Here is an 18,087-nt window from a genome sequence, read left to right on the forward strand (position 1 = left end):
GCATCAAAATAAGTAATTTAGTATCCTCATAACAAGGGGATACTTTTTTTATGCTTCAAAAGCTAACCATACGTAATTATGCGCTTATTGATAACCTCGAAATTAATTTTGACAAGGGGCTAAATATACTTACCGGTGAAACCGGGGCGGGTAAATCTATTATACTGGGTGCTTTATCATTAATACTGGGCCAACGTGCCGAGAGTCGATATTTTTTTAACCAGCAAAAAAAATGTGTAATTGAAGGAGCTTTCCGGATCGGTGATTTTCACCTGAACGCATTTTTTGAAGATAACGATCTGGATTATGACGGCGAAACGGTGTTGCGTCGCGAAATATCAGCTGACGGGAAATCACGGGCATTTATTAATGATACCCCGGTTAACCTTACGCTGATGAAACAGTTTGGCGAAAAGTTGATAGATATACATTCGCAGCATGCCACACAGGAAATAAACGATCCGCAGTTTCAGTTACTTGTAGTTGATGGCGTGGCCGGGCATCCCCAACTTTTAGCCGATTATCAAACCAGATACAGGGCGTATAAAAAATCGCTGGCTCAATTACAGCAGTTGATTGAGCAGAGCGAAAAAGCAAAGGCCGACCTGGACTATTACCAGTTTCAGTTTGATGAGTTGGAGAAGGCCGCTATCAGCGAGGACGAACAGGTGCTTCTGGAAAAGGAACTGGATGCCTTAAATAACGCTGAAGAAATAAAACGTAATTTATTAGGTGCACATTATTTAATGCACGAGGGCGAAACATCGGCCATAATTCAGTTGCGTGAGGCCGCACAGCAGTTGCTGGCGATAGAGCAGTTTAACCCCGAAGTGGAGGAGTTGCATTCTCGCCTTAAAAGCACACTTATCGAATTAAAAGATATAGCCGGCGAACTGGAAATAATAGAACAGCAAACCCAGGTCAACGAATTGCGTACCGAAGAAGTTAACAGCCGTTTAAGCATTTTGTACAGCCTGCAAAAAAAACACCGGGTAAGCAGCAATGCGGAGTTGCTGGCTATACAGGACGATCTGTCGGAAAAGATACAACAAGTCGTGTTTGGGGATGAGGCGGTTGAAAAACTGCAAAAACAAATAAACGATGATAAAAAGGAACTGGAAAAATTAGCGGAGCAGTTGTCTGCCGATCGTGTAAAAGCCCTGCCTGTTATTGAACAAAAAGTATTAACAAGCTTAACAGAAATGGGCATGGCTAATTCCGTGCTTAAAATAGAGCAGAGCACGGATGTGCAGCAGCTTACCAAAAACGGAATTGATGTTATCCGCTTTATGTTTTCGGCTAATAAGGGGCATGCCTTGGCTGATATGAGCAAGGTAGCATCGGGCGGGGAGTTGAGCCGGTTAATGCTGAGCATTAAATCTATAGTTGCAGAATATACCGCGCTGCCTACTATTATTTTTGATGAGATAGATACAGGCGTAAGCGGCGAGGTAGCCAATAAAGTTGGGCAGGTAATGGAGAAATTAGCGCAGAACCTGCAGGTAATAACCATTACCCATTTACCCCAAATAGCCGGCAAAGGCCAAAGTCATTACTTTGTTTACAAGGACGACAGTGAGGCAACTACTTATACCCGTATTAAAAAACTGGATGAACAGGAACGCATACTGGAGATAGCCAAAATGCTGAGCGGCGATAACCCCGGGGAAAGCGCTTTGCAAAATGCACGGGAATTGCTGATGTAAAGAATACTGTATAGCCAAACTTTGCGTTAAGCAAACCTTAAAAACATCAACCATACTTTACAATAAAATAAATTTTAACTTTACCCAATTATTAATAACACTAACAATGGCTTACAATTTATTAAAAGGTAAAAAAGGTATCATATTTGGCGCATTGAACGAGCAGTCGATAGCGTGGAAAGTAGCTCAGCGTTGCGTTGCCGAGGGTGCCGAAATAGTATTAACCAACTCGCCGCTGGCATTGCGCATGGGCGAACTGAATAAACTTGCTGAAGAATGCAATGCGCCCGTTATCCCGGCGGATGTTACCAGCAATGAGGATGTTACTAACCTGTTTACCAAAAGCATGGAGCATTTTGGCGGCGGTGTTGATTTTGTTTTACACTCTATAGGTATGAGCGTTAACGTGCGCAAAGGCATACCTTATACAGATAATAATTACGATTTTACTCATAAGGGGTTAGATATATCTGCATTAAGTTTTCACCGGGTGTTGCAAACAGCCATGAAAATGGATGCCATTAACGAATGGGGATCGGTACTGGCGCTTACTTATATAGCGGCTCAGCGTGTTTTCCCTGATTATAATGATATGGCCGATAATAAGGCTTACCTGGAAAGCATTGCCCGCAATTTTGGCTATCAATATGGTGTTAAAAAGCATGTTAGGGTAAATACCATATCACAATCACCAACACGCACTACTGCCGGAAGCGGCGTAAAAGGATTTGACGGCTTTATAAACTACGCAGAAAAAATGAGTCCGTTAGGTAATGCAGATGCCGACCAATGCGCGGATTACTGCGTGAGTATGTTTTCAGATCTTACCAAAATGGTAACTATGCAAAACCTGTTTCATGATGGTGGTTTCTCTTTTACAGGAGTTACCCAGGCCGTTATTGAACAAATGGAAAAATAGGACTTGTAGAATAAGCATAAAAAGGCGCCCGTTTGGAGCGCCTTTTTTATGCTTTGTATTTTTAGTTCGAATCAACTAATACAATTTTAGCAATGGCGTTAGGTGGTACAGGTGTGGTTTGTGCACCGTCGTAAGATTGCGCATATAAAACTACAGTTCCCTGGCTGTAAGTATAGCTGTAACTTACCCCCTGGTAAACTTCGGGTACCTGTTCGTACACCCCGTCGTTAATTGTGAGATAAACTAATACACCCGCATGGTCGGTAAGATAACTGTCCAGCTCGGGCACATCAATTATCTGGGTGTAATTTTTACCATTATCAGTGGTGACCCAGTCCTGTGATCGCAGGTTTACTAAAATTGTTTGATTGTTATTGGGCGCTACAATCGTTTCTTTTTTACAGGATGATGCAGTAAATGCGATAACTGCAATACATAAGATGGATAAGAGTTTTTTCATTTGGTAATGGTGTTTATTAGTAAAGACGATAAAAACCGGCAATACGTGTCAATAAATTGTCTTTACTTATAAGAACAAATAATTCGGAAAAGGTTTAATAAACTATTAAAATAGTTTTAAATTAGTTGAATGAAGTATCTTCTGTGGATAGTGTTTTTATTGCCGGTTACCTGTTTTGCACAAAAGCGCATATCTGGTAAGGTGATCAATACTGACAATGGCTCACCTATACCAAATGCAAGCGTATTTTTAAGCAATGCCACTATTGGCACAAATACCAGCGAGGATGGTTCCTTTACGCTTAAAAGCGTACCACCCGGACAATACGAGTTGATAGTTAGTGTGGTGGGGTTTGAAACTTATCGCCAAACATTGTTAATGGAAGGTACAGATATTAACCTGGCTACCATACATCTAAAACCCAGAACTATAGCGCTTAGTGAGGTTGAAATTAAACCAGACGTTGACTTTGAGAAAAATTACACGGTTTTTAAAGAGGAATTTTTGGGTAGTACTGAATGGGCCAAACAGTGTACCATCCTTAATCCTGAAATGCTTAATCTGGATTATGATTCGGGGAAGAAGCAACTTCATGGCAGCTCTTACGATTTTTTGGTTATTGAGAATAAAGCGCTTGGTTATCGTTTAAAATATCTGCTTACTGATTTTTTAAAGGATTATAATACCTCAATCGTTTATTTCGTGGGCTCCACCTTATTTGAGGAGATGGATGGTACACCTTCCCAAAAACGCAGATGGAAAAAACGCCGTAAAGACACTTTCGAAGGATCATCAATGCATTTCTTTCGTTCAATTGTCAGCAACAATTTGGATGAAAGTGGTTTCAGAGTTTTGCGCCTTATCAGACAGCCTAATCCGAATTATACAGCGGGTATGGATGTTAGTAAAAAAATCGAACAAAAACTAATTAACAAGCCTTTAAAAATAGCTGATTTTGTGACGCTTACTAATTTAAAAGGACTGTTCGGTATTCAATTTAAGGACTGCCTGTATATAATGTACACTAAGAAGAAGGAAAGCGAGCAAATATTTTCAGGAGTGAATAAGGTAAGTTACCGGTCCAATTATTTAACATCTATTTTAACCATCAATGGCAAGTATGGCCTGTTTGATAATAACGGTATAATAACCAATCCCGAAGCAGTAATTATTGAAGGCAGCTGGGGCCGAAGCCGTGTAGCTGAACTATTACCGGTTGATTATATGCCCGAACCATAAATGCCCTATGTTAGTATGAAATACATTATCATTTTATTATTGATGCCTTTAGCGGGTTTTTCACAGCTTAAATTATCCGGAAGAGTGATAAACACGAATAATGGCAAACCTGTTGCGAATGCCAGTGTGTTCTTCAACAATGCCACTATTGGTACCAAATCCGGTGAGGATGGCACCTTTGCGCTAAGAAACTTAAGACCAGGGCAGTATGATCTGATAGTGAGTGTGGTGGGTTTCGAAAAATACACCCAAACTGTTATGATCAACAAAAGCATAGTAATGCCGGATATTAAGATGCAACCTAAAGTTACCATGATGAAGGTTGTACGTATAGGTAACGATCCTAAAAGGGCCAGAAAACTGAGGTTGTTCAAAGAATACTTTTTGGGTACATCTGATTTTTCAAGAAAGTGCGAAATTGTTAATCCGGATGTTATTGACTTACACTTCAGTAAAAATGAAAATGTACTTACCGGAAGTACAGAAGATTTTTTGGAGATAGATAATGATGCACTTGGCTATAAGCTAAGATATATTGTAAATAGCTTTGTGTTGGATAAAACGGCAGCAAAAGTAGGGTATGATGGCCCCGTGTTTTTTGAGGAGAAAGATGGCACGGCTGAGCAAAAGGAAAGATGGAAAAAAAACCGACGGGATATTTATTATGGATCAGTGACGCATTTTTTACGCGAAATATTGGCTAACCGGGCAGATACTGATTATTTGGTCAGAAACTTTTGCTTTAAAGATTTCGATAAGTTAAATATTGATAAAAAATTCACCTGGGATACACTGCACGTTGCAGATTATGTGCACGCAACCGACAGGCCAGGTGTTTTTGCCATAACTAATAATGGTAAGTTGGATATTTTTTATTACCCCTACCGGCATATGAAATTTAAGGAGTCTAATTTGCGTACACATCAGGGTATACTTGTGGCAACAATCAGCTTTATAGATCAATATCTTTATTTCGATAGTAATGGCACCATATTAAACCCATTGGGGGTGTTTTTTGAAAATGGCTGGTCAGTAACACGTGTAGCTGATCTGTTACCTATGGATTATTGGCCGCAAGATGGGGGAGAGGCGGATTACTTAGGTCCGAAGGTGGATTATAAACTTCAATAAAGAATATACCATTTACTGACTGCCAATGTTATATTTATTTTCACCATTAAATCCTACGTAATCTATCTGCCATTTGTTTGATTGCCTGGTTAGCGAAAATACCAGTTCGGTAGTATAGTTTAGTTTTATTGAAAGGAGTGCCTTGTCATAGATGCGCAGGTAGCTCACTACTTTGGCGTCTTTTGTTTGGGCCAGAATATCATCCACATCAAAGCCGAAAAGCAAGTCGGCCTCCAGATAGGGCACGGGGCCAAAATAATCTTTAAGCGGATGGAGGCTAAGGGTATCAGACACGTTCTGATAAACAGTCCGTAAATGATTTATAAAGGCATCAGTAACATAACCACCTTGTTTAAAATTATTAAGATAGGCATCAACAGCATGCATATCTATCCGCACGATACTATCCTTTTTTACATTATAATCCGTGTTAAAGCCTTTTGTTATAGGGTCACTTTGTAATTTATCAGCGTTTAGCTTGTACCAATTTAAAAAGTTTATGCACGTCCCGGTTATCAAAACTTTCTGATCGTCCGCTTTTATTTTTTGGGAAAAAGTGTCCAAATTAATGGCAGATAGCATAAAAATAAGTATTAATTTTTTTTTCATCGAGATAATTTTACATCTCATCACTATATGTATGCAACTAATTTTGTGAAAATACTGCTATGGGCTTCTTTAATCGGTCAAAAGCGAAAGCATTTTAGTGTTAAAGATTAATTTAACACAAACAGAGCTGTAACTATTAATTTTTTGATGGTGTTTCATCAGCCTTTATAAAAAATGTTTACTGTAATTGTTTCTCCTGGCTCTACTTTTATTTTAGGTATTAACAATGTTTCATATATGATAGCCACACATTTAATATCGTATATTTTATTAGGCGCAACCTCTACTTGTATCGTTATGTTCTCAAAATGAGTAGCATGTGGGGTTTGAGGCATTAAGCTAATACATAACTAATGGTGTCTCCCCGGGTTAATTTTTTTACGTTACCCATATCCAATGCAAAGTCTGATAATTCTGAATTGTTAATAGGTGCGATTTGCTGTTTTGGGGTGTTGTTTGCAGGCGCAGTATGAGAATTTCATATTTGAGAGATAGATTTAGGTTATATAAAGCTAATTTAATTTAATTGATAAACAAAGTATATAACATATTAAGTAATGTGTATTATAAAATACCAAACCGTTATTAGCACAAAAAAACCCGTTCGCAAAGCAAACGGGTTTTAAATTTATCAATAAAGCTAATGCTTATTTTTGTTCTTCTTCTTCAGGCTTTTTGTTTTCGCCTTTGTTTTTATCCAGGATCTTAATAGCGTCGGCTTCTTTATCGTAATCCACTTCCATGGTATCACCTTCGCTTAATTCGCCTTTCAATATTTCTTCGGCGATCGGGTCTTCCAGATATTTTTGGATGGCACGTTTTAACGGACGGGCACCAAATTGTGAGTCGTAGCCTTTTTCGGCAATAAACTCTTTGGCGGCTAATGTTAATTCAATTTTATAGCCTAAGGTGTTCACCCTGCCAAACAGGAAGCCAAGCTCGATATCAATGATCTTGAATATTTCGTCCTTACCTAAGGAGTTAAATACGATAACATCATCAATACGGTTCAGGAACTCCGGTGCAAAGGCACGTTTTAAAGCGTTCTCTATTACACCACGGGAGTGCGCGTCTGCCTGAGTAGTTTTCGCGGTAGTGCTGAAACCAACTCCCTGCCCGAAATCCTTTAACTGACGTGCACCAATATTGGATGTCATGATGATGATGGTATTCCTGAAATCAACCTTACGGCCCAGTGAATCGGTAAGTTGTCCTTCATCTAACACCTGTAACAGAATGTTGAATACATCAGGGTGTGCTTTTTCTATCTCATCAAGCAATACTACAGCGTAAGGTTTACGGCGAACCTTTTCGGTAAGTTGTCCGCCTTCTTCGTAGCCCACATATCCCGGAGGCGCACCTACCAAACGTGATACCGCGAATTTTTCCATGTATTCGCTCATATCTATCTGTATAAGGGCATCCTCGGTATCAAACATGAAACGGGCAAGCTCTTTTGCCAGCTCTGTTTTACCCACACCGGTAGGCCCCAGGAAAATAAATGAACCTATAGGCTTTTTAGGATCCTTTAAACCCGCACGTGTGCGTTGTATAGCACGGGTAAGTTTTTTAATGGCGTCATCCTGACCTATAATTTTGCTGGCAATGCTTTCATTCATGTTCAGCAACTTCACGCTATCAGCCTGGCCAACACGCTGTACCGGTATACCGGTCATCATGGAAACCACCTCGGCTACGTTATCTTCTGATACGGTGTAGCGTTTTGATTTTGTTTCGGCTTCCCAAACGGTTTTAGCCTGGTCAAGTTCTTCCAGCAGGTGTTTTTCAGTGTCGCGCAATTTGGCAGCTTCCTCATATTTTTGACTGCGTACCACTTTGTTCTTTTCTATTTTTATCTGCTCAATTTTTTGCTCAATATCCAATATTTCCTGCGGAACGTGAATATTGGTTAAATGCACCCTTGATCCTGATTCATCCAGCGCGTCAATTGCCTTATCCGGTAAAAAGCGGTCGGTAATGTACCGGGTAGTTAAAGATACGCAGGCGTTAATAGCCTCCGGGGTATAAGTTACACCGTGGTGCTCTTCGTATTTTTCTTTAATACGGTTAAGTATCTCTACCGTTTCATCAGGTGTTGCAGGTTCAACCATCACCTTCTGGAAACGGCGATCTAAAGCACCATCTTTCTCAATATACTGGCGGTATTCATCCAATGTGGTTGCGCCAATGCATTGTATCTCTCCGCGGGCCAGGGCCGGCTTAAACATATTTGATGCATCAAGCGAGCCCGAAGCGCCGCCTGCACCTACTATAGTATGTATCTCATCAATAAATAAAATTACATCAGGTGATTTTTCCAGTTCGTTCATTACGGCTTTCATGCGCTCTTCAAACTGTCCGCGGTATTTAGTGCCGGCCACTAATGATGCCAGGTCTAAAGTTACAACTCGCTTGTTAAACAGCACACGCGATACCTTACGCTGTACAATACGCAGTGCAAGCCCTTCGGCAATGGCCGATTTACCTACACCCGGTTCACCAATCAAAATAGGGTTGTTCTTTTTACGGCGCGATAATATTTGGGATACCCGCTCAATTTCTTTTTCGCGGCCAACTATCGGATCCAGCCGTCCTTCTTCGGCAGCCTTGGTCAAATCGCGGCCAAAGTTGTCCAGTACCGGAGTTTTCGATTTAATATCTGATACTTTTTTAGGCTGTGTAAAAGAATCTTCTTCCTTAAAGTCGTCATCACCACCTGTAGGTGAGCCCGGCATTTCGTCGGTCACATCATTTTTATGTGATTCTACTTCGCTTTTAAAAATCTCGTAATTCACATTAAACTGCATCAGTATCTGCGATGCTATATTGTCCTCATCGCGGAGTATAGATAACAGCAAATGTTCAGTACCTATTACATCACTCTTGAAAATTTTAGCTTCAAGGTAAGTGATCTTCAGTACTTTCTCTGCCTGTTTGGTTAACGGGATACTGCCTATATGTACATTTGTGCCAATTGTTCCTTTTACAGCATCCTCAACAGCACGGCGTAATTTAGCGGTATCAACGGTTAGCCCTCTTAATAATTTAATTGCCACACCGTCACCATCACGGATGAGGCCCAGCAAAAGATGCTCTGTTCCAATATAATCATGGCCAAGGCGCAACGCCTCTTCCCTGCTGTACTGTATCACATCCTTAACACGTGGCGAAAATTTAGCTTCCATATATACCTTTCTGATTATGATCGTCCTAATCTATAAATTTGTTTTTATCCATCAAGACGAATGTTATTACAATTATCAACAATATTGCCAACTTTTACAGTTTGTTGTAAACAGACATTTTTATGATACTTAATAGCTGAAACCACATATATGTTAGTTTTAGCAAAGCAATAAAAGCTTTATATTATGATAGCGTCTTGTTAAAATAGTTTAATTAAGTACGAATTATAGTATCTTAATATAACAAGCAGGGCAAATAGTCATTACTTATGACAATACGGCATATGCAGCGGCCTGCTCTACTGTATCTATATATACGTGATAACAAACCAAACGATTTGCATTGTAATATACAAGTTATTGTATGAATTTTACATGAAAATTTATTAACCATCAATTCAAGCCCTATATTTGTCGCTCTTATTATAAACTAAGTAAACATGGCTGACGAAAAGATCATATTTTCAATGGCGGGCGTAAGTAAAATTTACCCTCCGCAAAAGCAGGTGCTCAAAAATATTTACCTCTCTTTTTTTTACGGGGCCAAGATCGGTGTTATCGGTTTAAATGGTTCGGGTAAGTCATCCCTGTTGAAAATTATTGCCGGGATAGATAAGACCAATATTGGCGAAGTTGTTTTCTCGCCGGGATATACCGTAGGTTACCTTAGCCAGGAACCGGAACTTGACCCTGAAAAAACCGTAAAGGAAATAGTGGAAGAAGGCGCGGCAGAAACTATTGGCCTTTTAAAGGAATATGAGGAAATAAACGAAAAGTTCGGATTGGAAGAATATTACAGTGATGCCGATAAAATGGATAAGCTGATGGCCCGGCAAGGAGAACTGCAGGATAAGATTGATGCCGTGAATGCATGGGAAATTGATACCAAGCTGGAACGTGCCATGGATGCCCTGCGCTGCCCTGAACCCGAGACCAAAATTTCGGTACTATCCGGAGGGGAGCGCCGCCGTGTGGCCTTGTGCCGCCTGCTTTTACAGGAACCGGATGTATTGCTGCTGGATGAGCCTACCAATCACCTGGATGCCGAATCGATTGACTGGCTGGAACAGCATTTAAAACAGTATAAAGGAACTGTTATAGCGGTAACTCACGACAGGTATTTCCTGGATAATGTTGCCGGCTGGATACTGGAACTTGACCGTGGCGAAGGTATCCCGTGGAAGGGAAATTACTCCTCATGGTTAGATCAAAAGGCTAAACGCCTTGCCCAGGAAGAAAAAACTGAAAGCAAACGCCAGAAAACGCTGGAGCGTGAGCTGGAATGGGTACGTATGGGCGCAAAAGGCAGGCATGCTAAATCAAAGGCACGTTTAAGTAATTATGATAAGCTGGCATCCGAAGAAACACTGGAACGCGAAGCAAAGCTGGAATTGTTTATTCCGCCTGGCCCGCGTTTAGGAAATATTGTGATCGAAGCAAATGGGGTAACCAAATCGTACGGAGATAAGGTGTTATTCGAGGATCTGAACTTCTCGCTGCCACCTGCGGGTATTGTAGGCATCATAGGGCCGAACGGTGCGGGTAAAACCACCTTGTTCCGTTTAATTACCGGGCAGGAAAAAGCAGATGCCGGTACATTCCGTGTTGGAGAAACAGTGGCATTGGGTTATGTTGATCAGATGCACGACGATCTTGATCCCAATAAATCTGTTTGGGAAAATATAACCGACGGGCTGGATAATGTTATGGTAGGTAATCGTCCGCTTAACTCACGCGCGTATGTGTCTAAATTCAACTTTAACGGTGCCGATCAGCAAAAAAAAGTAGGTGTACTTTCGGGCGGGGAGCGTAACCGGGTGCATTTGGCCATTACGTTGAAAAAGGGATCGAACGTATTGCTGCTGGATGAGCCAACCAATGATATTGATGTAAACACGCTGCGCTCACTGGAAGAAGCCTTAGATGATTTTGGCGGCTGCGCGGTGATCATCAGTCACGACCGCTGGTTCCTGGATAGGGTATGTACACACATCCTCGCTTTTGAAGGTAACTCGCAGGTTTACTTTTTTGAAGGCAACTACAGCGATTACGAAGAGAATTATAAAAAGCGTGTGGGCGATACCACACCAAAACGCATCAGGTATAAAAAACTAACTGTGTAAAATAAGATCCCCGGCGTATAGCCGGGGATCTTATTTTATCAGGCCAAATTATTTTTATATTTAATTTTATAGGTTTTGTATAAAAGCCATATCCCGACACCTGCCAAAATAACCACCCATAAATTAATCAGTGTTAAAATAATTTCTGTAAAAATTACCCAGCCATTGCTTATAGCCGTAGTTAAGCGCTGAAAAAACGGTAAGTGATATGCTGATGGATCGTCGTTGGCTATCCGCTCCTTTACAATGGTATTGCTTTGAAAAAAATCAAGGCTGATAATGCTGTATTTAACAGCATAGTTTATTTTTTGATTGTTTATTTGTTCATCTACCATATCGTCCTTTAGCCATAACACCCCTGCCGGGTCTTTAATAGTTATTTTTCCGCTTTTTTGTTGAGCAACCAATTCCTTGCGGTTGTCAAATTTTAGTCTTGCCGAAAGATAATCCAACGTCTTATCTTCAATATCCATCGTTCTGCTGGCTACATACATGCCCATGTGGCTGATTTTGTTCATAAAATCTTCCATTTTTTGAGAGGGTATTTTTATGGTCATATTGGCGGTGGTGTTAAATGCGTATATACGCATAACCGAATCTTCACTTAACTTTATATCATGGGTGTTTAATATATCATTATTCATTTGGTGATGCATCACCATGCCGTTGTAGGCTGCTGTAAGAGCAGCAATGGAATCTCCTGTTTGCTGTACATTATTAACTTTAATATGAATATCTGCTGTTTTAACTAATTTTTCTGTAACATCTGCGATGCTGTCGGCAGTAATAGATGTTTTATTAAAACTATCACTGTTGTTTACTACTTCGTAACCATTTTTTCCTTTGCAGGCCGCAAGTACAACTATGCACGCCATCACAATAAAAGTTTTTGTTTTCATGATTTAAATTGGTTTACTATTTATACCGTGTATCTATAAATAGTAACCTTCATTCGACTTTGATAATCAAAATGTTACAAACGGACAATTATGGGAGGTAGTACTACTCCGGGCAATTGTTAGTTCGGCGGGTATCTACTATGTAAATTATCTTCCAGCCTTCAGTAGTCTTCATCAGTTGAAAAAAGTCTACGCCGCAATGGCTGAATTTGTTATCCAGGTAAAACTTATAGGGTGTCCAAACACTGGCCAGGGGTCCGTCTATCTTAATACTGCCCCAGGTAATGCGTTCGTCCCAAACATCTTTGTGCGGTGTGCCTACCGCATTTATGAAACTATCGGGCTTCTCGTTCTCTAAAAAAGTAGAGCCATCTTTTTTGGTGCCAACGCTCTGAAATACCAATCCGTCTGCAAATGCCGATTTAAGCAATGTGCTGTCACCCTTACGCATGGCATCAAACATGGTATTAATGGTTTGCTTAATGGCGTCGGTATCTGTTTGGCAGAAAGCCGGGAAGGTTAACGCGATAAGAAGGATGGAGAGTAAGGTCTTTCTCATTGTTTAAAAGGCTTGATTTGATGCAATTTAAATAAAAACACCAGTCAATAAAACTGGTCTAATGAAAACTTTATAACAAAAAAACCCCGCATTTATGCGGGGCTTCAATATAGTTTAAGTCGGTTAGGACATTTTTAGCTTCTTTTGGATATCGGCAACATAGCCTTTGAATTTTTTGTCGGTATCAATCAAATCTTCAACGGTTTGGCAGGCGTAAATAACGGTGGAATGATCGCGCCCCCCGAAAAAGTGCCCTATTGATTTTAAGGAACTTTTGGTGTGTGCCTTGGCCAGATACATGGATATTTGGCGGGCCTGTACTATCTCGCGTTTGCGGGTAGGCGATTTTACCATTTCAATAGGTACCTCAAAGTATTCGCAAACCAGGCTTTGGATGTATTCCATTGAAATTTCTTTGGCTGAATTTTTTACAAAATTCTTCAGCATTTGCTTAGCCAGGTTCAGGTCTATCTCTTTACGGTTAAGAGTTGACTGCGCTAGCAGGGATACCATCGCGCCTTCCAGCTCACGTACGTTATTATCAATGTTATGGGCAACGTATTCTACCACATCGTTTGATAGCTCGATACCATCCTGATAGATCTTGTTTTTAAGGATAGCCATTCGCGTTTCCAGGTCAGGTATCTGCAGATCGGCAGATAATCCCCATTTAAAACGTGATAACAAACGCTCTTCTAATCCTGCCAGATCCTTTGGTGCTTTATCCGAAGTGATGATAAGCTGTTTACCCGACTGATGCAGGTGATTAAAGATATGGAAGAAGAAATCCTGTGTTTTTTCTTTACCGGCAAAATTGTGCACATCATCCATTATCAGCACATCAATAGCCTGATAAAAATTCACAAAATCGTTAATATTATTATGCTTTAAGGCATCAACAAATTGTTGGGTGAATTTTTCGCAGGATACATACAGCACCAGTTTATCGGGCAGTGTGCGTTTAATTTCGTTGCCGATGGCTTGTGCCAGGTGGGTTTTACCTAAACCAACGCCACCATATATCATTAAAGGATTGAATGAAGTACCACCCGGTTTGGCAGCAACAGCATAACCTGCCGAACGGGCCAAACGATTACAATCGCCTTCAACAAAGCTTTCGAAGGTGTAATTGCGGTTAAGCTGCGGATCAACATTCAGTTTCTTCAATCCCGGTATAACAAAAGGGTTTTTTATGTCCTTATTTATAGAGATAGGCACAGGCATTGACTGGTGCTTTGATTCTGCACCATTCCCGTTAGAGGGCATGTTGGTAGTATACGGCTTGCTCGAGGATTGTTCCACTACAATGTTATATTCCAACCGGCCTTCGTCGCCTAATTGTTTCTTTATGGTTTTACGTAGCAGGCCTACATAATGTTCTTCCAGCCACTCGTAAAAAAATAAGCTTGGTACTTGTATCGTCAAAACACTACCCTCCATCCTCAATGCTTTTATCGGCTCAAACCAGGTTTTAAAACTTTGGGCCGGTATGTTATCTTTTATGATCTGAAGGCAATTATTCCAAACGTTAGTACAAGTTTTTTCCATATAAGTATAAGTAATATATTGATTTTCAGCCCTCGCGTAAGCAATAATTTAAGCCGAAACGGAACATCGAATATTCTAAAAAAAAGCGGATAAAAAAATAATATTTCAACTTTTTCGGTAAATATTTTTATAAAAATTTAACCTCAATTTTGCTTTAAATTGATGCGAAAAAGTTATATTTCGCATGAGAAACCGCATTTTCTTCATTTAAAGCGTACTACGGCATTTTTAAAAGTTTAAACAACAGTTGCACTATTTTTATCAATTGCGGATATTAAAAAATATGCACTAAATCATTGCATTTTTGATAATAACGCTTTAATATTCCCCGAAAACTTCCCGCAACACATCCGCTATTTCGCCCAGGGTAGCGTAACATTCAACCGCTGTTAAAATGTATGGCATCAGGTTATCATTTCCACGGGCGGCGTTTTCCAGGTTTTCAAGAGCCAGGCTAACCGCCGTGTTATTTCTTTCGTCTCTTAAACGGGAAAGCTTGTCAATTTGTTTCTGCCGAATGGCATCATTAACACGAAAAACATTTGGATTTGTTTCTTCATGCTGGGTAAAGCGGTTAACGCCAACTAATATCCGTTCGCCACTTTCTATCTCGTTTTGGTATTGATATGCCGATGCAGCGATCTCCTGTTGCATGTAGTCCTGCTCTATAGCGGTCACCGATCCGCCCATGGCATCAATCTTATCTATATATAACTGTGCCGCTTTTTCCAGCTCATTGGTAAGAGCCTCTACAAAATAGGAACCCGCCAATGGGTCTACTGTATCGGCCGCGCCGCTTTCAAAGGCTATTATCTGTTGGGTACGTAAAGCAATTTTAGCCGCCGCCTCCGTTGGTAATGATAACGCTTCATCGTAACCATTGGTGTGTAACGATTGCGTACCACCCAAAACCGCCGCCAAGGCCTGATTACTTACCCTCACAATATTGTTCATGGGCTGTTGCGCGGTTAGGGTAGAACCACCTGTTTGTGTGTGGAAGCGTAGTTTTTGTGCACCCGCTTCGGTTGCGCCCAAACTTTTGGTAATGTGTGCCCACATGCGCCTTGCCGCCCTAAACTTAGCTATCTCCTCGAAAAAGTTATTGTGGCAATTAAAGAAGAAAGAGAGTCGTTTGGCGAAAACGTTGATGTGAAGGCCTTTAGCTAATGCTGCCTGCAAATAGGTTTTGCCGTTAGCCAGCGTAAAGGCGAGTTCCTGCACGGCGGTCGACCCTGCTTCGCGAATATGATAGCCGGATATTGATATGGTATTCCATTTCGGCACCTCCTTGCTGCAATATTCAAATATATCTGTTATCAGCCGCATGGAAGGTTTGGGCGGGTATATATAGGTACCCCTTGCGGCATACTCCTTTAATATATCGTTTTGTATGGTGCCCGATATCTGCCTGATGTCCGCACCCTGTTTTTTTGCCAGGGCTATATACATAGCTAACAAGGTGGCGGCGGTGGCGTTAATAGTCATGGAGGTGGTAATATCCTGTAATTGTATCCCGTCAAAAAGTACCTCCATATCCTTTAAAGAATCAATAGCTACACCCACTTTGCCAACTTCGCCTTCGGCCAGGTCATGGTCGGAGTCGTATCCTATTTGCGTGGGCAGGTCAAAAGCAACCGATAAACCTGTTGTACCTTGTTTTAAAAGATAGTGGTAACGCTGATTCGATTCCTCAGCGGTAGAGAAACCGGCATATTGCCGCATGGTCCAGGGTTTGCCCCTGTACATGTTTTTTTGAATGCCTCGCGTAAAAGGGTATTCACCGGGTAGCTCATTCATACCCGAAGATTGCGTATAAACCTCTTTTATCTCGATGCCCGAACTTGTAGTTATCTTTTTTTCGCTCATAGCCCTTAAAATAATTCTTCCAGATCTTTTTTTATCGTAGCTGTTGCCATTTCATACGGATCATCTTCAAGCTTACTTAAATGGTTCAGGATAACCTTCCCCAGATCCAGTCCGTTAGCATCTGCAGGTAAGGTATTCACAGCGCTGTTAACCACGGCAAGGGTGTCGTTTTTTATACGTTTAACGGTTACCCAGGCACGGTCGCTAACATAAATTTGCTGGGTTACATTGTGCTGAAATTCAGTACGAATCTCTGTAATTATTAAGCCATGCAGTTCGGCAGCACTTAATGTATTGCCATTAAGGCGCAATAATAAGTTAGACGGATTTACCCTTTCAATAAATAGAACCAATCTTTCATAGGCCTGAAGGCGCAGAGGAAGGGTTTGGGTTGAAGTTGCTTTTTTTAACTCCAGCAATTGCAGGGTCTGATTCTTATCAAGGTAGGGTTTAGCTAAATAAAACGCGATGTACACAATGCCTATACCGGCAATGGTGATTTTTATTATATCGAAAAGATAGTTGTAAAGTATCATAAATTTAATGTTAGGCAGAGGTCATAAATAAACCGGAAACAACAAAACTCCACATTTTAGCTTATATTTGTATAGTTAAATAAAAATAAGATGAGTGCTATAGTTGAAACTTCGGCTGCTCCTGTAACATTTACTCCGGGGGCCGTAAAAGAAATTTTTAAATTAAAAGACCAGCAGGAGATAGGTGACGATTTTGGTTTGCGTATTGGTGTTGAAGGTGGTGGATGTTCAGGCATGAGTTATGTTTTGGGTTTTGATCAAAAAAAAGACGGCGACCAGGAGTACATCATAGATGGAGTTAAGGTTTTTATGCATAAGGCTCATGGTTTATATCTTGCAGGTATGCAGATAGATTTTCAGGATGGCCTTAACGCACGCGGGTTTACTTTTAATAACCCTAACGCTGCCAGCACTTGCGGTTGTGGTACCTCTTTCTCAGTTTAAATTAATTAAATAATTAATATCGAAAGGCTCCGTTCAGGGGCCTTTTTTATTGTTTGTCCGCAATACATTCGTCAATTGTTTTTTTGATCCAGAACGGTGTATTCATAGCAAAGCCGGATGCATTAAAACGCACAATGCCGGTTTTATCTATTACCACATTAGTAGGATACAGGTGTAATCCGTATATGGCGGCGTACTCCCGTCCATTGGCAACCTGCCGGTAATTGTATGGAATATTTCTAATAAATTCTCTGATTTCTGAACGGCTATCTAAGCCTACCGCTACAAAAACTACATTGGGATTATTAGCATATTCATCAACTAATTTGTTTAATTCAGGAATTTCGCGCCGGCACGGAGGGCAATTTATGAACCAGAAATTGAGGACGATAACTTTACCCAGCATATCCTTTAGTTCAACTCTTTTACTATTCATATCGTAAGCACGAAACGATTCTATTTTTTCGCCATTGGTGAAAAAGCCGCTTTCGTTAGGTGGCGGCATTTTGGTCATTAACCTTTCTTTTTGTTCGGGTGTAAGTGTATAAAGAATATAAGTTGTACTATCGGCCGGATTTTCACGCTTTAGTGAATATTTCCCTGTAGCAACCAAGCTTTGCCAGTCTTTATAACTCAGCCTCGCTCCGCTTGTATCCTTCACAATGGTTTGTTCATTTAAAACAAAACGACGCGTTATCTGGCCGCTCACTCTTTTAATCTGAGCGTAACTACAGGTACAATAAACCAGGATAAATAAGCCCAGCAAATATTTTTTCATGGAGGTGAATTGATAACGTTATTAAAAATGAAGATAGCAGTTATGCGGTATTTTTGCAATAAGCTTTAAAATTTATAATCCACAA

The 18,087-nt window shown here is 40.6% G+C and carries 15 protein-coding genes; 6 read left to right on the top strand and 9 right to left on the bottom strand.

Going from position 1 to position 18,087, the window contains the following annotated elements:
- Nucleotides 1-50: 50 nt before the first annotated feature.
- A complete protein-coding gene (gene recN / locus I5M19_RS01070) occupies nucleotides 51-1,706 on the top strand; it encodes a DNA repair protein RecN (protein ID WP_200063167.1) in 1,656 nt (551 codons plus the stop codon).
- A 106-nt stretch (nucleotides 1,707-1,812) separates the two neighbouring features.
- Nucleotides 1,813-2,625 carry an enoyl-ACP reductase FabI gene (locus I5M19_RS01075; protein WP_200063169.1) on the top strand — a complete coding sequence of 271 codons (813 nt, stop codon included), beginning with the start codon at nucleotides 1,813-1,815 and terminating at the stop codon, nucleotides 2,623-2,625.
- A 61-nt stretch (nucleotides 2,626-2,686) separates the two neighbouring features.
- Here I5M19_RS01075 and I5M19_RS01080 read toward each other — a convergent pair whose 3' ends face one another.
- On the bottom strand, nucleotides 2,687-3,085 hold the full coding sequence (locus I5M19_RS01080) for a hypothetical protein (RefSeq protein ID WP_200063171.1): 399 nt from the start codon (nucleotides 3,083-3,085) through the stop codon (nucleotides 2,687-2,689).
- 129 nt (nucleotides 3,086-3,214) lie between these two features.
- On the opposite strand from I5M19_RS01080, the gene I5M19_RS01085 reads away from it, so the two are divergent.
- Complete coding sequence (locus tag I5M19_RS01085; protein WP_200063173.1) at nucleotides 3,215-4,324, top strand: carboxypeptidase-like regulatory domain-containing protein; 1,110 nt, start codon at nucleotides 3,215-3,217, stop codon at nucleotides 4,322-4,324.
- 15 nt (nucleotides 4,325-4,339) lie between these two features.
- Complete coding sequence (locus tag I5M19_RS01090) at nucleotides 4,340-5,455, top strand: carboxypeptidase-like regulatory domain-containing protein (RefSeq protein WP_200063175.1); 1,116 nt, start codon at nucleotides 4,340-4,342, stop codon at nucleotides 5,453-5,455.
- A gap of 12 nt (nucleotides 5,456-5,467) precedes the next feature.
- On the opposite strand, the gene I5M19_RS01095 is transcribed toward I5M19_RS01090, so the two are convergent.
- Nucleotides 5,468-6,064, bottom strand: a complete 597-nt coding sequence (locus tag I5M19_RS01095) for a hypothetical protein (RefSeq protein ID WP_200063177.1) — start codon at nucleotides 6,062-6,064, stop codon at nucleotides 5,468-5,470.
- A 647-nt stretch (nucleotides 6,065-6,711) separates the two neighbouring features.
- Nucleotides 6,712-9,249 carry an ATP-dependent Clp protease ATP-binding subunit gene (locus I5M19_RS01100; protein ID WP_200063179.1) on the bottom strand — a complete coding sequence of 846 codons (2,538 nt, stop codon included), beginning with the start codon at nucleotides 9,247-9,249 and terminating at the stop codon, nucleotides 6,712-6,714.
- A 440-nt stretch (nucleotides 9,250-9,689) separates the two neighbouring features.
- On the opposite strand from I5M19_RS01100, the gene ettA reads away from it, so the two are divergent.
- Nucleotides 9,690-11,372 carry an energy-dependent translational throttle protein EttA gene (gene ettA / locus I5M19_RS01105; RefSeq protein ID WP_200063181.1) on the top strand — a complete coding sequence of 561 codons (1,683 nt, stop codon included), beginning with the start codon at nucleotides 9,690-9,692 and terminating at the stop codon, nucleotides 11,370-11,372.
- Nucleotides 11,373-11,410: 38 nt separating this feature from the next.
- Here the strand turns inward: ettA and I5M19_RS01110 are convergent, their stop codons facing one another.
- The 5 genes from I5M19_RS01110 to I5M19_RS01130 all read right to left on the bottom strand — a co-directional run bounded on the left by I5M19_RS01110 (nucleotide 11,411) and on the right by I5M19_RS01130 (nucleotide 16,780).
- On the bottom strand, nucleotides 11,411-12,271 hold the full coding sequence (locus I5M19_RS01110; protein ID WP_200063183.1) for a DUF4349 domain-containing protein: 861 nt from the start codon (nucleotides 12,269-12,271) through the stop codon (nucleotides 11,411-11,413).
- A gap of 103 nt (nucleotides 12,272-12,374) precedes the next feature.
- The gene (locus I5M19_RS01115) at nucleotides 12,375-12,830 is read right to left on the bottom strand and encodes a nuclear transport factor 2 family protein (protein ID WP_200063184.1); all 456 of its coding nucleotides are present in this window, start codon (nucleotides 12,828-12,830) and stop codon (nucleotides 12,375-12,377) included.
- Nucleotides 12,831-12,953: 123 nt separating this feature from the next.
- The gene (gene dnaA / locus I5M19_RS01120; RefSeq protein ID WP_200063187.1) at nucleotides 12,954-14,378 is read right to left on the bottom strand and encodes a chromosomal replication initiator protein DnaA; all 1,425 of its coding nucleotides are present in this window, start codon (nucleotides 14,376-14,378) and stop codon (nucleotides 12,954-12,956) included.
- Nucleotides 14,379-14,696: 318 nt separating this feature from the next.
- A complete protein-coding gene (locus I5M19_RS01125; RefSeq protein WP_200063189.1) occupies nucleotides 14,697-16,244 on the bottom strand; it encodes an acyl-CoA mutase large subunit family protein in 1,548 nt (515 codons plus the stop codon).
- Nucleotides 16,245-16,249: 5 nt separating this feature from the next.
- The gene (locus I5M19_RS01130) at nucleotides 16,250-16,780 is read right to left on the bottom strand and encodes a DUF7935 family protein (protein ID WP_200063191.1); all 531 of its coding nucleotides are present in this window, start codon (nucleotides 16,778-16,780) and stop codon (nucleotides 16,250-16,252) included.
- Nucleotides 16,781-16,870: 90 nt separating this feature from the next.
- Here I5M19_RS01130 and I5M19_RS01135 point away from each other — a divergent pair, with 90 nt between their 5' ends.
- On the top strand, nucleotides 16,871-17,224 hold the full coding sequence (locus I5M19_RS01135; RefSeq protein WP_200063193.1) for a HesB/IscA family protein: 354 nt from the start codon (nucleotides 16,871-16,873) through the stop codon (nucleotides 17,222-17,224).
- Between the two features lie 46 nt (nucleotides 17,225-17,270).
- Here the strand turns inward: I5M19_RS01135 and I5M19_RS01140 are convergent, their stop codons facing one another.
- Nucleotides 17,271-18,002 (bottom strand): TlpA family protein disulfide reductase, encoded by a 732-nt coding sequence (locus I5M19_RS01140; protein ID WP_200063195.1) that lies wholly within the window; start codon nucleotides 18,000-18,002, stop codon nucleotides 17,271-17,273.
- Nucleotides 18,003-18,087 lie beyond the last annotated feature (85 nt).

This window comes from Mucilaginibacter segetis, assembly GCF_016522075.1.
Lineage (GTDB): Bacteria > Bacteroidota > Bacteroidia > Sphingobacteriales > Sphingobacteriaceae > Mucilaginibacter > Mucilaginibacter segetis.

Excerpts from the sequence above, each read along its gene's own strand:
- I5M19_RS01140 (WP_200063195.1), bottom strand. The coding sequence starts at position 18,002 with ATGAAAAAATATTTGCTGGGCTTATTTATCCTGGTTTATTGTACCTGT.
- ettA (WP_200063181.1), top strand. The coding sequence starts at position 9,690 with ATGGCTGACGAAAAGATCATATTTTCAATGGCGGGCGTAAGTAAAATT.
- I5M19_RS01115 (WP_200063184.1), bottom strand. The coding sequence starts at position 12,830 with ATGAGAAAGACCTTACTCTCCATCCTTCTTATCGCGTTAACCTTCCCG.
- I5M19_RS01110 (WP_200063183.1), bottom strand. The coding sequence starts at position 12,271 with ATGAAAACAAAAACTTTTATTGTGATGGCGTGCATAGTTGTACTTGCG.
- I5M19_RS01090 (WP_200063175.1), top strand. The coding sequence starts at position 4,340 with ATGAAATACATTATCATTTTATTATTGATGCCTTTAGCGGGTTTTTCA.
- dnaA (WP_200063187.1), bottom strand. The coding sequence starts at position 14,378 with ATGGAAAAAACTTGTACTAACGTTTGGAATAATTGCCTTCAGATCATA.
- I5M19_RS01135 (WP_200063193.1), top strand. The coding sequence starts at position 16,871 with ATGAGTGCTATAGTTGAAACTTCGGCTGCTCCTGTAACATTTACTCCG.
- I5M19_RS01080 (WP_200063171.1), bottom strand. The coding sequence starts at position 3,085 with ATGAAAAAACTCTTATCCATCTTATGTATTGCAGTTATCGCATTTACT.
- I5M19_RS01100 (WP_200063179.1), bottom strand. The coding sequence starts at position 9,249 with ATGGAAGCTAAATTTTCGCCACGTGTTAAGGATGTGATACAGTACAGC.
- I5M19_RS01085 (WP_200063173.1), top strand. The coding sequence starts at position 3,215 with ATGAAGTATCTTCTGTGGATAGTGTTTTTATTGCCGGTTACCTGTTTT.
- I5M19_RS01125 (WP_200063189.1), bottom strand. The coding sequence starts at position 16,244 with ATGAGCGAAAAAAAGATAACTACAAGTTCGGGCATCGAGATAAAAGAG.
- I5M19_RS01130 (WP_200063191.1), bottom strand. The coding sequence starts at position 16,780 with ATGATACTTTACAACTATCTTTTCGATATAATAAAAATCACCATTGCC.
- I5M19_RS01095 (WP_200063177.1), bottom strand. The coding sequence starts at position 6,064 with ATGAAAAAAAAATTAATACTTATTTTTATGCTATCTGCCATTAATTTG.
- I5M19_RS01075 (WP_200063169.1), top strand. The coding sequence starts at position 1,813 with ATGGCTTACAATTTATTAAAAGGTAAAAAAGGTATCATATTTGGCGCA.
- recN (WP_200063167.1), top strand. The coding sequence starts at position 51 with ATGCTTCAAAAGCTAACCATACGTAATTATGCGCTTATTGATAACCTC.